17 protein-coding genes are annotated in these 15,761 nt (G+C 37.7%); 8 read left to right on the forward strand and 9 right to left on the reverse strand.

The features are described 5' to 3' along the window. Nucleotides 1–49 precede the first annotated feature (49 nt). From PLI06_02695 to PLI06_02710, 4 genes are read left to right on the forward strand one after another with little or no spacing between them, the layout of a single operon-like run. Complete coding sequence (locus tag PLI06_02695; GenBank protein ID HOI76504.1) at nucleotides 50–694, forward strand: ATP-binding cassette domain-containing protein; 645 nt, start codon at nucleotides 50–52, stop codon at nucleotides 692–694. Beyond that, nucleotides 660–1,124 carry a hypothetical protein gene (locus PLI06_02700; GenBank protein HOI76505.1) on the forward strand — a complete coding sequence of 155 codons (465 nt, stop codon included), beginning with the start codon at nucleotides 660–662 and terminating at the stop codon, nucleotides 1,122–1,124. The genes PLI06_02695 and PLI06_02700 overlap by 35 nt, the downstream gene beginning before the upstream one ends. 10 nt (nucleotides 1,125–1,134) lie before the next feature. Continuing rightward, entirely contained in the window at nucleotides 1,135–1,776 is a 642-nt protein-coding gene (locus tag PLI06_02705) for an ABC transporter permease (GenBank protein ID HOI76506.1), read from the forward strand. Then, nucleotides 1,770–2,381 (forward strand): ABC transporter permease, encoded by a 612-nt coding sequence (locus tag PLI06_02710; protein ID HOI76507.1) that lies wholly within the window; start codon nucleotides 1,770–1,772, stop codon nucleotides 2,379–2,381. Before PLI06_02705 ends, PLI06_02710 begins: the two co-directional genes overlap by 7 nt. On the opposite strand, the gene PLI06_02715 is transcribed toward PLI06_02710, so the two are convergent. Next, on the reverse strand, nucleotides 2,382–3,374 hold the full coding sequence (locus PLI06_02715; protein HOI76508.1) for a dihydroorotate dehydrogenase-like protein: 993 nt from the start codon (nucleotides 3,372–3,374) through the stop codon (nucleotides 2,382–2,384). Next, the gene (gene nifJ / locus PLI06_02720; protein ID HOI76509.1) at nucleotides 3,371–6,940 is read right to left on the reverse strand and encodes a pyruvate:ferredoxin (flavodoxin) oxidoreductase; all 3,570 of its coding nucleotides are present in this window, start codon (nucleotides 6,938–6,940) and stop codon (nucleotides 3,371–3,373) included. Before nifJ ends, PLI06_02715 begins: the two co-directional genes overlap by 4 nt. A gap of 172 nt (nucleotides 6,941–7,112) precedes the next feature. Here nifJ and PLI06_02725 point away from each other — a divergent pair, with 172 nt between their 5' ends. Then, nucleotides 7,113–7,406, forward strand: coding sequence for a DUF211 domain-containing protein (locus PLI06_02725; protein HOI76510.1), 294 nt, complete (start codon nucleotides 7,113–7,115; stop codon nucleotides 7,404–7,406). Nucleotides 7,407–7,408: 2 nt separating this feature from the next. Here PLI06_02725 and PLI06_02730 read toward each other — a convergent pair whose 3' ends face one another. Further along, a complete protein-coding gene (locus tag PLI06_02730; protein ID HOI76511.1) occupies nucleotides 7,409–7,693 on the reverse strand; it encodes a signal recognition particle subunit SRP19/SEC65 family protein in 285 nt (94 codons plus the stop codon). Nucleotides 7,694–7,755: 62 nt separating this feature from the next. Between PLI06_02730 and hypA the strand changes: the two genes are divergently transcribed. Continuing rightward, a complete protein-coding gene (gene hypA / locus PLI06_02735) occupies nucleotides 7,756–8,118 on the forward strand; it encodes a hydrogenase maturation nickel metallochaperone HypA (GenBank protein ID HOI76512.1) in 363 nt (120 codons plus the stop codon). Here hypA and PLI06_02740 read toward each other — a convergent pair. From PLI06_02740 to thyX, 6 genes are read right to left on the reverse strand one after another with little or no spacing between them, the layout of a single operon-like run. Beyond that, nucleotides 8,115–9,281 (reverse strand): pyridoxal phosphate-dependent aminotransferase, encoded by a 1,167-nt coding sequence (locus tag PLI06_02740; protein HOI76513.1) that lies wholly within the window; start codon nucleotides 9,279–9,281, stop codon nucleotides 8,115–8,117. The genes hypA and PLI06_02740 overlap by 4 nt on opposite strands. Before the next feature lie 11 nt (nucleotides 9,282–9,292). Then, nucleotides 9,293–10,729, reverse strand: coding sequence for a replication factor C large subunit (locus PLI06_02745; protein HOI76514.1), 1,437 nt, complete (start codon nucleotides 10,727–10,729; stop codon nucleotides 9,293–9,295). Continuing rightward, complete coding sequence (locus PLI06_02750) at nucleotides 10,680–11,627, reverse strand: replication factor C small subunit (GenBank protein ID HOI76515.1); 948 nt, start codon at nucleotides 11,625–11,627, stop codon at nucleotides 10,680–10,682. Before PLI06_02750 ends, PLI06_02745 begins: the two co-directional genes overlap by 50 nt. Before the next feature lie 43 nt (nucleotides 11,628–11,670). Continuing rightward, nucleotides 11,671–12,360: a serine/threonine protein kinase gene (locus tag PLI06_02755; protein ID HOI76516.1), complete on the reverse strand. Its 690-nt coding sequence runs from the start codon at nucleotides 12,358–12,360 to the stop codon at nucleotides 11,671–11,673. After that, complete coding sequence (locus PLI06_02760; GenBank protein HOI76517.1) at nucleotides 12,361–12,813, reverse strand: dCMP deaminase family protein; 453 nt, start codon at nucleotides 12,811–12,813, stop codon at nucleotides 12,361–12,363. Between the two features lie 12 nt (nucleotides 12,814–12,825). After that, nucleotides 12,826–13,545, reverse strand: coding sequence for an FAD-dependent thymidylate synthase (thyX, locus tag PLI06_02765; GenBank protein HOI76518.1), 720 nt, complete (start codon nucleotides 13,543–13,545; stop codon nucleotides 12,826–12,828). A gap of 271 nt (nucleotides 13,546–13,816) precedes the next feature. Between thyX and PLI06_02770 the strand changes: the two genes are divergently transcribed. Beyond that, complete coding sequence (locus PLI06_02770; GenBank protein ID HOI76519.1) at nucleotides 13,817–14,080, forward strand: hypothetical protein; 264 nt, start codon at nucleotides 13,817–13,819, stop codon at nucleotides 14,078–14,080. 34 nt (nucleotides 14,081–14,114) lie between these two features. Then, the gene (locus PLI06_02775; protein HOI76520.1) at nucleotides 14,115–15,740 is read left to right on the forward strand and encodes a carboxypeptidase-like regulatory domain-containing protein; all 1,626 of its coding nucleotides are present in this window, start codon (nucleotides 14,115–14,117) and stop codon (nucleotides 15,738–15,740) included. The last annotated feature ends 21 nt before the right edge of the window (nucleotides 15,741–15,761 follow it).

Raw genomic sequence — 15,761 nt, forward strand, 5'->3', positions numbered from 1 at the left:
GAATAAATTTCTATCAAGCGAGTGCTTAGAATCCTTAAGATTTGAACATGTGACAAAAATATACAAAGACTCAAGAGTAATAAATGATCTTTCGTTTGAAATATGCAAGGGAGAACTATTTGTAATATTGGGTTCCAGTGGCTCTGGAAAGACCACAACTTTGAAGTTAATTAATAGGCTCATCGATCCCGATGAAGGGGCAGTTTATCTCAATGGTAACGATACTAAAACAATGGACTCTGTTAAACTTAGAAGAAAAATAGGATATGTTATACAGCAGATTGGTCTCTTCCCACATATGATGGTTAAAGAGAATATTGGCCTAATCCCTCGTCTAGAAAAATGGAATGAAGAGAATATTTTAAATAAGATTGACGAACTTCTAACGCTTGTTGCACTACCTCCTCAACTATTCAGAACTCGTTATCCAAATCAATTAAGCGGGGGCCAACAACAAAGGGTCGGACTTGCAAGGGCTCTTGTTATGGATCCACCATTGTTGCTCATGGACGAGCCCTTTGGTGCGCTCGATCCACTCCTAAGGATGCAACTTCAAAATGAATTTCTTTCAATAAAAAGAAAATTAGACAAAACAATTGTTTTTGTTACTCATGATATAGAAGAAAGTTTCATTTTAGCCGATAGGATTGGGGTAATGCATGAGGGGAAAATGCTCCAGATTGGGACGCCTTGAATTATTATTTGAACCTGCAAATGAAATAGTCTCAAAGATAATTGGGACTGAAAATAAATTCAAAGCTATCAAATTTCTTCAGGCAAAAGATGTAATGATATCGCTTGATAAAGGTTGTCTTATAGAATCAGATATATCCTGCAAAGAAGCGATTGATAAGATGGTCACAGGCAAAATAGACTCATGTATAATAAAAAAATCAAATTCAGATATAGCCCAAATATCATTAATCGATTTATTGAATGAGAAAGATAAGGAGAGGTCTATAATGGACTTGGGAAATAAATTGAGCGTATTTGCACCTAACGATACTCTTTCATCAATAATACTGCTTTTAAAATCATCAAAAGAATCAATAGCAGCTATTATGGATCACAATAAGGTATTGGGGATTGTAAGAATAAACTCAGTTTTAATGAACTTGATTTAGGGGGCTATTGTTGACTTTAATAGATACCATCATATCAGTCTGGACAATCCATCAAATTACTTTGAGGACTATCCAGCACCTTTACATGTTCTCTATTGCTTTGATTATCTCGATAGTAATAGGTGTGGCATTGGCTATTTTAGTTTATAGTAATCCTAAACTTGCTAATCTCTGGTTAAATGTGTTAAATGTCATAGAGATGATACCTGAGTTGGCTTTATTCATTTTTCTCTTGCCTATTCTGGGGCTAGGGGAGAAACCTACGATAGCAGCATGTGTATTATATTCGATACTCCCGATTATGAGAAATTCCTATACAGGACTTGCCCATGTTAGCAATGAATATATTGAAATTGCGAAGGCAATTGGCCTTACAAAAAATGAGATCCTATTAAAGATACGACTCCCGATGGCGTTGCCCTTGATAAGCAGTGGGATTAGGGTAGCAGTTGTATATATAATGGGCATTGCTACTTTAGGTGGTCTAATTGCAGCAGGGGGCCTTGGAGTTCCTCTACAAGCGGGAATCTATAGATATGATATCCCCACCATAATAGTCGCTGCCCTATGGGTCGGGACGCTTGGAGTTTTTTTTGACTTTATAGCATGGATAATAGAAAATAGATTAGCCCGGAGGTTCAATCCTTGGTAGCTTTATCCCCTCTTTTCGATGCTATTCTACAACACCTTACTTTGGTCTTTACGTCATTAGCTATAGGGATATGTCTTGCAACACCTCTTGCCATCTTTTCTGTTTTTTATAAACGTGTTTCTTATGTTGTCTTAACTACAATAAACATGGCCCAGAGTATACCAAGTTTCGCACTCGTTGCAATAATAGTTCCTTTAGCCGGGATAGGATTTGTACCTGGGATAGTTGCTATAGTCTTGGGTTCAATTGTGCCTATTGTAAAGAATATGTATGTAGGTCTAGCAAAAACTGATACAGCACTTATAGATACAGGTAAAGGCATGGGATTAACAGACCTCCAGATAGTAAGATATGTGAGACTTCCTCTAGCATATCCTGCTATATTTGCGGGATTAAAATTCTCTGCCATAATTGCCAACGGCATAGCAGTCTTAACAGCAATTATTGGGAGCGGAGGGCTGGGGAGGATAATTTTCGAAGGATTATCCAGTTTCAATATTAATAAAACATTGAGCGGTGCAATACCTGCAATCCTTATAGCCCTATCTTTAGATATGATATTTTCAATAGCAGAAAAAAAATTAAAAACAAAATCAGTTTACTGATTACTTGTAAGACCCCAAGGTTTTCATGTAGTTTGCTCGCTCATATGCCGAAGGCTCTAAAACTTTCTCCTGAGACATGAGTCCTTGTATCGATTTTATTGATTCATAGTCATTTTTAGAAAGCCACTCTGTAACTTCGGTCAAGACTTTTTCAATATGGCCAACGCCGTTTTTTATCAACGCTGATGTCATCATAGAAACATTTGCTCCAGCCATAATTGATTTTATGACATCTGATCCGGTGTGAACACCGCCTGTGATTGCAATATCCGGCTTTATCTTTCCATACATTATCGCGGCCCATCTTAGCCTTAGTCTTAGTTCATCGCTATTGCTCAAAACAAGGTTTGGAGTTATTTCAAGATTCTCAATGTCAATATCTGGCTGGTAGAATCTATTGAATATGACAAAAGCATCAGCACCTGCTTTTTCTAAATTTTTTAATACGTTGGGTGTTGAAGTGAAATAAGGGCAGAGCTTAACTGCCAAAGGGATCCTAATCTTTTGTTTGACGCTCTTAACAAGATTATAATAGTTTTCTTCAATTTTTTCAGATTTTGTTGAGATATCAGTTGGGATGTAGTAAATGTTTAGCTCCAGTCCATCTGCTCCGGCCTGTTCAATCTTTTGTGCATATTTTATCCATCCGCCATCTGAAACACCGTTTAAGCTTCCGATAATTGGGATTTCTGAATTGGCCTTAACTTCCTTTACAAGTTCGATATACTCATCCGGGGCAAACTTGAATTCCTTTATCTCTGGAAAATATGTCAAGGCTTCTGCATAACTTTCTGTACCCTGAAGTAGAAATCTATTCAGCTCCATCTGTTCAATTTCAAGCTGCTCTTCAAATAAAGAGTGCAAAACTACAGCAGCAGCGCCTGACTTCTCAGCTTTTTTAATATTATTTGGATTTTCCCATAGGTATGAAGGTGAAGCAACTATGGGATTCTTTAAATTAAGACCCATATAGCTTGTTGAAAGATTAATCATTTCTCTTCCTCTTTTGATATTGGCATTTCTGACCAATATTTATAGAAGTTCCACCTTTTTATAACTTGTTTCTGAGACTCGTCTAGGAGTTTCTTTGCCACTTCAGGCTTGCTCCTTAGTAATATCTTGTATCTAGTTTCATTGTAGATATATTTATCAAGAGTTATTGAAGGCTTGCCTGAATCTAACTGAAGCGGATTTTTACCTTCCTTCTCCAAATCTGGATTATATCTCATCAGTGGCCAGTAACCAGACTGAACAGCAGCCTTCTGCTGCTCGGGGCCGTGGATAAGATCATATCCCTGATTGATACAGTGTGCATAAGCGATAATAATCGATGTGCCTTCGTATGCTTCTGCTTCCAAAAAAGCCTTAACTGTTTGGGCATTATTTGCGCCGAAAGCAACTCTTGCCACGTATACATTTCCATAGGCCATCGCCATCATGGCAAGGTCTTTCTTTGGTGTAGGTTTTCCTCCCATGGCAAATTTTGCCACTGCACCAAGGGGTGTTGCTTTTGACATCTGGCCCCCAGTATTTGAGTAGACTTCAGTGTCAAGAACAAGGATGTTGACATTCTTTCCCAGGGCAAGAACATGGTCAAGGCCACCATACCCTATATCATAGGCCCAGCCGTCCCCTCCTAAAATCCACACGCTTTTTTTAGCTAAAGAATCAGCTAAACTCAATAAATTCTTTGCTTCTGGTTTTTGTATGGATTTAAGTTTGGCCTTCAACAGCTTTACCATTTCTCGTTGCTTGTTTATCCCTGCCTCGGTATCTTGATTTGTGTTTTTTAGTTCATATACAAGATCCTTTCCTAAATCATCGGTAAGTTTTTCAACTAACTCCATTGCATATTGCTTTTGTTTGTCTAGGGCCAATCTCATACCAAGCCCGAACTCTGCAGTATCTTCGAAAAGAGAGTTTGACCATGTTGGGCCACGCCCATCCTTATTTTTGGTGTATGGTGTAGTTGGGAGATTTCCTCCATAAATTGATGAGCATCCTGTAGCATTGGCTATTACCGCTCTATCTCCAAACAATTGGGTCATTAACTTCACGTAAGGAGTTTGGCCGCAGCCTGAGCAAGCGCCTGAAAATTCAAACAGAGGCTCTAAAAGCTGAATATCCTTTACAGTTGTAACATTTAATTTCTCACGATCAACATAGGGAATAGATTCAAAGAAATTCCAGTTTCCTTTTTCCCTATCGAGTATAGGATCCTTAAACTCCATATTTATGGCCTTTAATTTTGGATCCTGTTTGTTTTTTGCGGGGCATGTTTCATAGCAGAGTTTACATCCGGTACAGTCTTCTGGTGATGCCTGAACAGTATACATATAATCTTTAAATTGCGAAAACTTTGCCTCAACGTGTTTAAAGGAATCCGGCGCACCCTTTAATGAATCTTTTTGATAAACTTTAGCCCTGATAACTGCATGTGGGCAGACAAAGGCACATTTACCACATTGTATACATGTAACAGGGTCCCATACTGGGATATCAAGTGATATATTTCTTTTTTCCCACTTAGTTGTTCCAGTTGGATATGTGCCATCATGAGGAAATACGCTTACAGGGAGATCGTTTCCCTTACCTATAATCATCTTGGATATAGCATTTTTGACATAATCAGGGGCTTCTTCTGGCATCGAGGATTTTAAATCAAAGGTGCTTGTGGCCTTTTCAGGTACCTTAACTTCATGGAGATTGTCAATGGCCTTATCAATCGCTTCATAGTTCATCTTTAATATCTTCTCTCCCTTTCGGCCGTATGTTTTCGCTGTGAACTTTTTAATTGATGCAATTGCATCTTCTTTTGGGACCACATTACTCAAGGCAAAGAAACATGTCTGCATAATTGTATTTATTCTAACTCCAAGCCCTATCTCTCTTGCTATATCATAAGCATCAATTGTATAAAATTTAATTTTTTTATCTATTATCTCCTGCTGGACATTTCTAGGGAGCTGATCCCACACCTCTTCCTTCGGATATGGGCTATTCAAGAGGAATATCGAATTCTTTTCAGCAACACTTAGCATGTCATATTTATCTAAAAATGAACATTGATGGCATGCCACAAAGTTTGCCCTATCAATTAGGTAAGGAGATCTTATTGGATCCGGTCCAAATCGCAAATATGAAATTGTAAGCGATCCTGCCTTCTTTGAATCATAATAAAAGAAACCTTGGGCATAGTTGTCTGTTTCTTCACCTATTATTTTTATTGAACTCTTGTTCGCGCTGACTGTACCATCAGCACCTAGGCCAAAGAATACAGCTCTTGTCCTGTTTTCTGGCTCAACGAAAAAGTTTGGATCGTAATCTAAGCTTTGATGTGTTACGTCATCATTAATTCCGACAGTAAATCTGTGCTTGGGCGTGCTCTTTTTTAGTTCATCAAATACTGCCTTAGCCATTGAAGGTTTAAAATCTTTTGAGGATAGTCCGTAAATACCTCCAACTATTTTTGGCATCTTCTCCATCTTTAGCAAGCCGTCTGAGAATGCTGAAGATATGGCAGTTGTAACATCAAGGTAAAGAGGCTCTCCCAAGGCGCCTGGCTCTTTAGTTCTATCAAGAACTGCAATACTTTTTACAGATAAGGGCAGTGACGAAATAAAGTGTTTCAATGAAAATGGTCTGAAAAGTCGCACCTTTAAGACTCCTACCTTTTCACCTTTCTTATTAAGATAGTTCACAGTTTCTTCTACAGTTTCGGCACCGCTTCCCATAATAATAATAATTCTTTCAGCATCTGGTGAGCCCTCATACTGGAAGAGTTTGTACTGCCTGCCAGCAATCTTTGCAAATTTGTCCATGGCCTCCTGCACCAAATCCGGGCAGGCATTATAATAAGGATTTATTGTTTCCCTCGCTTGGAAAAATGTATCCGGGTTATGGGATGTTCCTCTTATGATTGGATTATCAGGTGACAGGGCTCTTGCACGATGAGCCCTTACCAGATCCTCGTCTATCATCTGCTTTAAATCTGAAAGTGTTAAACGTTCAACTTTTGAAGTTTCAGCAGAAGTCCTAAATCCATCAAAGAAGTGTAAGAACGGGACTCTTGATTTCAAGGTTGCAGCCTGAGCAATAATTGAGAGGTCCATTACTTCTTGAACAGAGTTTGATGCCAGAAGTGCAAATCCAGTTGAACGCACTGACATTACATCGCTATGGTCACCAAAAATTGACAGTGCATGTGTTGCAAGGGCCCTAGCACTTACATGAAAAACAGTAGAAGTAAGCTCCCCTGCTATTTTGTACATGTTGGGGATCATTAAAAGAAGTCCTTGAGATGCGGTAAAAGTAGTAGTGAGTGCACCTCGCTGTAAAGAACCGTGAACAGTACCAGATGCCCCTCCTTCGCTTTGCATCTCAGTCACATTAGGAACTGTGCCCCAAATATTGGGCTCTCCTTCAGATGCCCACTGATCGGATAACTCCCCCATTGTAGAAGAAGGAGTTATAGGATATATTGATATGACTTCATTAACATGATAAGCTGTATATGCGGCAGCTTCGTTTCCGTCAATAGTAACCACAGGTCTTTTCATAATTATTTCACCATTAACGTATTAGTCTGTATTTTGAATTAAAAAAAATTAAAATATAAGGTTATCCCATGGGCCGATTTTCAGGAAAAGAAAATAGATGCCTAAAAGACAATCCAATTAAAAAACCGAAACTATTATAAAACCTAATATAATGCATAAGTTAGGTAGATTTATGAGTTCAATTAGGATTATAGTTCTTGACGTTTTAAAACCTCATAAACCAATACTCCCCGATTTTGCAAATAAGTTAGCCGAAATCCCCGGGATTATAGGTGTCAATATCTCCGTCGTTGAGATAGACCAAAAAACTGAAACAGTGAAACTTTCGATACAAGGAGATTCAATTGATTATGAGTTATTAAAAGAGGAGATAGAAAAGCTCGGCGGCACCGTCCACAGTATAGATAAAGTTGCCGCAGGTAAAAGGATCATACCTGAAGTTGAGACTTTACAGGACAGATCTTAAGTTCAGCCCCTGTTTTTCCTTATCTCTTTTGATATTTTTCTAAGTATCTCATTTTTGGAGAACTTTTTTTCAACTATAAATCTCCCAAGATTTCTGTCATCTTTTCCCTGCTCTTTAGGGTACCTTGAGTTCTTCTCAATCTCATGATTTATCCCGATAGCCTCTAGAGCTTTTTTGATCTCATCGAATTTTGGGTGGTCCAATGCCAAATTTTTTGGAATTTTTCTGCCGTCTTTCTTTGAAAGATTTTTGTCAAGATAAGATGGCCATATAATATAGTCCTTCAAAATGATCCCCCTAAGCTTTTAAATAATCATTTGACAGAATATAAAAGTGTATTGGTGAATTTATGCATGAACTTTCCCTTGCCGATGGCATGTTAAAGACTATATTGGCGGCAGCAGAAAAAGAAAAGGCCAAGAAAATAAAATCAATTAAGCTAGAGATGGGCGAGATCCTCCTAGTTAATACTGAGCAACTTACCTTCTGTTTTGATGTAATTTCAAAAGGAACAATCGCAGAAGATGCCAAACTCGACATAACATATCTAAAACCGAGAGTCCACTGCAATAAGTGCAATAAGGAGTTTAATATTAAATCTGATAAAGATTTTCCCATACTTGCAATGACCTGCGAGTGTGGCTCAAATGATGTCACAATACTCTCAGGTAGGGAGTTTAATATTAAATCTATCAAAATTGAAGAGGATTAATTCTTAGAAAGAAACCTTTCCATCCTGTCGCACGCTTCATTTATCTTATCTTTTTTGAGAGGGTACGCAAGTCTCACAAATTCATCAGAGTATGGGCCAAATGCAGCTCCAGGAACTGTGACAACCTTTTCTTGATTCAACAGTTTTTCAGAAAACTCTTCTGACTTCATTTTTGTTTGTGATATGTTCATAAATAAATAGAATGCACCTTCAGGTTTGATTGCACTCACTCCGTTCATTTCCTGAATTCTTTTCAAAAGTAGGTCTCTTCTATCTCTAAATTCATCTCGCATGTTATCAACAAAATGATGAGGTCCTTTAAGGGCTTCCAAGGCACCATACTGTGCAAATGTATTATTGCATACCGGCCCATACATGTGCAGTTTTAGCATTCTGTCAAATAGGCTTTCATCCTTTGAAGACAGGTATCCAACCCTCCACCCGGTCATAGAATAAGTTTTTGAAAACGAGTTAACCGTTATAACATTCTCTTCCATACCGTTAAGAGATGCCATGCTTACGTGTTTTTTGCCATCATAGATAAGACTCTCATAAACTTCATCAGATATTACTCTTAGATTATATTCCATTATTATATCAGAAATCTTCTCCAAGTCACTCTTTTTCATGACGGCGCCAGTTGGATTTGAAGGAGAATTCAGTATCAATAGTTCCGTCTTTTCAGTTATTTTTTCTTCTAAAAGTTCAGGATTTAAGATAAAGCTTTCATCTTCCTTGCATTCAACTTCTATCGGGATTCCTCCAGAAAGCATGACTGTCGGAACATAGGCAACAAATGCAGGCGATGGAACAATGACCCCGTCTCCAGTCTTAATTGACGACTGAATTGCAAGTGATAAGGCTTCTCCCCCGCCGATGGTGACCATGATTTCATTCTCAGATACATCAATGTTATTTTGTTTTTTCATCTTTTCAGAAATGGCCTGCCTCAACTCTAAGATTCCAGAATTTGGGGAATAGTAAGTTTTTCCCTCTTTTAGGGCTTTAATAGCGGCTTCAATTATGTGCGGCGGTGTATCAAAATCCGGCTCCCCTATCCCAAGACTTATTATACCTTCCATGCTCTGTGCAAGGTCAAATAGTTTTCTGATACCTGATTTTGGTATCTTGTCTAGTGATGACGATATAGAATGTTCCGACATATTCTCTTCCTCTAAAAGTCAAAAAGTGTTTTTTGCTGATTCCTTTTCTTGTCCTCTCTATGATTTTCTGCTTCTTTCGGGGGTTCCTTTTCTTTTTGAGCAGTTTCTTTCTTTGATTCTATCTTTTTGTCAGTTTTTATTGGAACTGCCTCAATTTTCTCCTTTTTTTCTGGCTCCTTTAAAAGCTCTTCTCTTGCCAATTCAATTTTCCTATAATTTTTCTCATCGATAAACTTTATTTCTTCCATGTCAAATTCAAAAAAGTTAGATATGAGGACCCCTTTTCGTGGATTAAGGAACAATGCTGATATCATAGGTAGATAAGACCTCGCAACTTTTCTGGAGCAATGGCACTTTTTCCCAATCTTCTCAAGGAGTATCTTGTTCATCTCCCTTCTCTTTTTTGAGGAACCTAACACCTGAAAATATTTTGGGGGGGAAAATGGGATGTATCTTGATTCACTTACCCCGGCAACAGAAACTCCGCCAGTCATGAGGTCTGATGCATACTTCCACATGGAATAATTTCTAGTATTGAAAGCCCTTTTCAGATAAATATCTGCCTTTGAAAGATGATTCATAGCTTGAAGTAGGTCTTTTCCTCTGTACGCCTTGGGAGTGTTTTCGTCAATCCAAAGAAGAAGCTCATCCGGTTTTTTATCAACATCAAAAAAGTCTTTTCTGACATCAATTGAGTTTGACATGTAAAGTTTTGATAGGGCCTCGAATATTGAAGCCTCTGTATCCCTAGAGCCAACTAGCTTCTCATCGCCTTTCACCAATTTATTGCCCAAGGAGTCAAGATCATTAATTGCTGCACGCATATCCCCAGCTGACTGTTCTGCTATCTTCATGAGGGTTTCATCCTCTACATGAATCCCCTCGGCGACAGCTATCTCTTTCAATCTGGCAAAGACAGTCCTCGATTGGAGCCTTTTGAACTGGACAAGCTTACAGTTGTCTCTTATCGCCTGAGATACTTCCCAGTAGCTGTTTGCAGTAAGAATGATTGGATTTTGTGTATTCTTTATTATCTCAAGTAAAGCCTTTGACCCTCCAAAATCTTCCTTTCCGTGAATATTGTCTGCCTCGTCCAGTAAAATTATTTTCTTGTAACCAAAAAGAGTCTTTGAAGTAGAGGCGTTGCCAACAATTCTGTTCAATACAGTCTGGTCTCTTTTATCGCTGGCATTTAGCTCTATTAGATCATATCCAAGCTCTTTTGACAGTACCTTTACCATCGTGGTCTTGCCACTACCAGGCGGTCCATAGATCAGGAGCGCTTTCTTTTCTGTTCCCCAGGTATTTATCCACGCTAGAATATCTTTTACAAGTGCCTGTTGACCTTTTATTTCAGAAAAATTTTTTGGAAAGTATTTTTCAACAAGCATATTATCGTTATCCTGTGGAAAGACTGGCGAGAAGGTATTCAAGCTGGATAAATTCATTTGCCCCCTGCACAAGCCTGAAATCTGCCTCGCCTATCATATCAACAATTCTAACTTTTTCTTTGTCAGAAACTTCTAAATTGAATGTTTCTCTGTGCATCTGCATTATTATGTCTTCACCGGACAATCCCTGCCCCAAAAGAAGTTCCTGAAGTATTTTTCTCGATGAAATGAAATCACCAGAAAGAGCGACTTTCATCATGTTTTTTATCTCTTCAGGTTTCGCCCTTGAAGAGACTTGATACACTAAACTTTCTGTTATTGAATCCCCTATACCTGATGAAGACTGGAGGGCGTTTATCGCCTTTCTCATGTCCCCTTCAGAAACATAGGCAATCGCATCAAGACCGTCTTCCTTAAGGTCAATTTTTTCTTCTTTGGCTATCTTCCTAATCATGGTCTTTACAGCATCAGTTGACAATGGGCCGAACCTGAATACCGCACATCTGGACTGGATTGGGTCAATAATTCTTGAGGAGTAATTACATGAAAGGATGAATCTGCAGGTCGAAGTATAGACCTCCATAGTTCTCCTCAAAGCATTCTGCGCATCCGAGGTAAGGGCATCAGATTCATCTAAAAATATTATCTTGAAATCTCCACCTATTGGTTTAGTTCTTGCAAAGTCCTTAATTTTCTCTCTCACAACGTTTATACCTCTCTCGTCTGAGGCATTCGTCTCTTGGAAATTTTGCTTCCAATAATCACCAAAAATCTCCTTTGCAAGGGCTATGGCTGCTGTGGTCTTTCCAACCCCGGGCGGGCCAGCAAATAGCAAGTGTGGCATTGATTTCTTATCAACATAAGATTTAAGTCTTCTAATTATGGGATCTCTTCCAACTATATCATCAAGCTTTTGAGGCCTGTACTTTTCTGTCCAGGGTTTTTCAAACTCCATTAACTCACAACCAATTATGTTAATTATCTAAAATATTTAAGTCTTATTGGATATTTCCGATAAGATCTACTATATTTGAGTTGGATTTATACTCTTTTAAAAGTGTCTTAACGAAATCTTCTTGAAAATCAAATATCTTCTTTATCCTCTCTCTAACAAGGCAGTCTGATAGGAAGCACATCGATAAAAAAGAAGTGACATTTTTTGGAGTATTTGAGAAATGGGCTTTTTCAAAATCAATTATGACGTTTTTTGTTCCGCAGATAATATGCTTTCCGCCTTGAATCTGTCTGTGGTTTATCCCAGCTTGATCGAGATCATTGCACTGCCTTGTGATATCAAATATATCCTCTCTATCGAACTTTCCCTCAATTAATAGATCTCCTTCGATATATTCCATTATGATGTAGTTATCATCATACCCATATATTTTTGGCCCAACACCATATTCATTCGCCTTAATCAAATAATAAGCTTCCTTCTTAAGAGAGCCTTTCCTTTCAGAATCAGACCTTTCAATTTTGATTGATACATTTTTGTTTTTGTAGTTTCCCAAAAAAATAATCGAGGTATTGCCTTTACCTATCGCCCTATCGGATCCAAGTTCAACCCTACCAAAAGAGTAGATATTATCGACGCCTTTTTCAAAAAGAGACTCTTTCAGCGCTGACGCCCTCTCGTTAGAAAACGCGGGATAATCAATTGTTCTTATGTCGCTTAAGGTAGTTTCCATCTAATCAGTCAAGAGCAATTTTTTTACCCTGACACCTGCATCCCTTATCATACTCATTTTTATTTCATTGTCAAGGTCATAATCTCTCCCATAAACTATTTCTTTTACACCTGCATTTATGAGAATTTTTGTGCACGACATGCAGGGGAAATGGGTCGAGTAAACTGTGGAATTTTCAGTTGAAACACCATGTATTGCAGCTTGAATTATTGTATTCTGTTCTGCATGAACCCCCCGGCACAAGTGAGATTTCTCAAGAGAGCCAAGGGTCTGCCTTAGGCATGTTTCTTCTGAGCAGTGAGGGAGGCCTCTAGGGGCTCCGTTGTAACCTGTAGATATAATGTACCCTTCCTTAACTAATACTGCCCCGACATGCTGTTTTATGCACGTAGACCGTTTTTTCACTAATTCTGCAATACTCATAAAATATGTGTCAATATCCATCCTAGCCATAAAATCACACTATTACTTAAAAAATTCTTTAACAATTATCCTTCTTTCATCAATATTTTTTCCTTCAAAAAGTTTGTAACAACCACAAGAAGCTTTACCCTCTGTACATATGCCCTCGCTGATACATTTTGGTCCTGATGTTTCAAATAATGCAGGGGAAACTTCAAGAACTTGATACAGCATTTCCCATGCCATATCTCTAATTTCCCACTGTGCTCTGTTGCAACATCTAAGATTGAAAAAATGCAGTAGCTCTCTTGCATTCATTGTCATTACAAGATTAGTCTTAATAGCGTTGGGAAGTACAAATCTTGCATCTTCAGGAGCTATCCCTAATTCAAGTAGTTTCTTATAACTCTCGGTATTATCATTAATAATCTTATTGAATATATCTTCTGCAGCTTTATTCTTCTTAATCAAAGGAGGGGTAACAAATGGAACATCTTCCATTTTTACATATCTCTGGCTCTGCTGAGTGAAAGAAGCTATCCTGTGCCTTACTAATTGGTGGGAACATGCCCTAGAAATGCCTTCTATAGAAAAAGTAAAACTCGCATGCTCTATAACTGAATAATGACCATATCCAACAACCCGATGAATCCTCTTTTTTGCATTATCTGTATCTATTTCGCTCAACATATCTGAAGGAGTTCCTTCCTTCATTGAGGTAAGGGCTGCAACAGCACATACTTTTTCAGGGTTTTGGGTATATTCTAAAAGAACAACTTTCATTATACAGAATTGAGTCAAATATTATATAAGATTAAGCATTTATAATTGAATATCAAAAATAGAATATAACCTATAGTGCAATGGTAAATATTGATTATCAATAGTTTCATAGTATTTAAATAATACCCTCAATAATTTGAAAGGTATTATGCCATTTTTGTTTATATTTTGTAATGATTTTGAAACATTATTATATATTATCAATATCGAAAAGCTTATAAACTGGTAACTGTATATTGATTATCAGCTACTAAAGGATAGGTGAGGTATTATGAAAATAGTTGAAAGAGGAATTGAAAGGCGCGAAGATAAGCCTTATACAGTTAGGATACTTGTCCAAAACCTTAACCTTGGCACAATTAGCCCAGGAACAATTCCAGGGTCCGTAAATGTAAAAACTTACGACACAGATCTTGGAACTTACCTAGAGCTTTCTGGCGACGTAAGGGATGTCGTAGAGTGTGAGACAAGAATAGTAGAGATGGACAATACTATTAAGGTTAAAGACGTAAGAAAAGTATTTTCCGAAATTTAATTTTTTATTTTAATCAAAAATCTTGAGGAGAACAATGCTAGGAAGATACTCGAGGATTGTCATATTATCAATATTCATATTGGTACTCATGGCACCATCAACTTGGGGCGCTACTAACAAAAATTTTCTCCTTATTATTTCTAGTGTAAATGGGGCCCCAATTGAAGATGCGGAAATCAGAATGTCATTACAATCTGATGCAAACTATCAAAGATCAGGAAACTCAAATTCAAGAGGGGAACTCCTTTTTGAAAATATAGCTGAAGGAACCTACTCAGTTACTATTGTAAAAAGTGGATTTGTCACTGTGCTTGAAAACGTAGATATAGCTCCAATCGACTCAAAGACTTTTTATCTGAGGCATTCTGGGTTTAAAATAATTTCCGGGCAAGTTTACAAAGATTCAAATGACAACAAGATATTTGAGACAGGGGAAATTGGAATAGCCAATGCGACTGTGAAAGCCACAAACGTAACTACAAACGAAACATTTTCTGTTAATACAGATGAAAACGGACAATTTAGGATTGAAATCCCTGATGCACAAAACTATAAAGTCATAGTTTCTTATTCAACCTCGGAGTATGAAGTACCGAATACTGTAACCCCTATAGATACTGTTGATTATTCAATAACTGTTCCTCTAATCATAAAAGGAGAGGTATATGGCAAGGTAACAACAGACGAGGGCAATCCATTGTTTGGCATACAAGTTTTTCTTAAAGGAACAAGTGTAACTTATACTTCTACCGATTTAGGGGGATTCTTTAGATTCTCAGTTAAACCAGGAACTTATTTTGTAGAAGTTGAGTTCATGGATTATGAGAAATATACAACTGAACCTTTCAATCTTTTGCAAGAAGAACAAAAAGAAGTTACAGTTGTATTGTCAAAACAAAAAGGCACACTCACTTATGAAATAAAAACAGAAGACGGCATGGCTTTGTCTGAAGTTGACGCAGAGATAATAAGAACAGGAAGCGGTGTATCAGTTGAAAAGCTTACTAAGGCTAATGGAACAATGCAGCTTCCTCCTGGAGTTTATACTCTAAAAGCCGATGCAAAAGGATATGGACCCGCTGAAGTTAATTTTGAGATTACTAAAGCAGGAATTACAAAGGTACTGACATTAAAACAAGCAAACGGTGGAATAAAAGTTTCACTAAAGGACTTACAGGGCAATCCAATAAGTGGAGTTTCTGTTCTTGTAGATGGACAGCAAAAAGGTAGTTCTGATAATTCAGGTATTGTAGTAATATCGGATCTCCTCCCAAAAGAATATCAAGTTACGGCCTCTTCGACTCTTTACGGAAAAGTAACACAGGTAGTTAAAGTTGAAGGAGAAACTGAAAAAGAAATAAATTTAATCTTGACATCAAATATCCTAATCCAAGCATTACCTATTATAGTAATTGCCGTATTTTTCATTATCATAGCTTTGTTAAAGATGAACATGAAACGCATTGGTCTTCCGAAAAAGACATTTGAAAGACCACCAATGCAAGAAGCGCCACCTCAAGTGTATTCTCAGAAAGTTGAACAAAGGCAAGATTTAGTAGAAGAACCAAAGCAGGCGCCAATCAAAAAATCAAAGCTTAAGACAAAAAGACCGCTCAAAGGACTTCCAAAAAAACCTTCAAAAGATAAAGGAAATCCATAAGCTTTTTTAGGTTATACTTCT

Source organism: Methanofastidiosum sp. (genome assembly GCA_035362715.1).
Taxonomy (GTDB): Archaea; Methanobacteriota_B; Thermococci; order Methanofastidiosales; family Methanofastidiosaceae; genus Methanofastidiosum.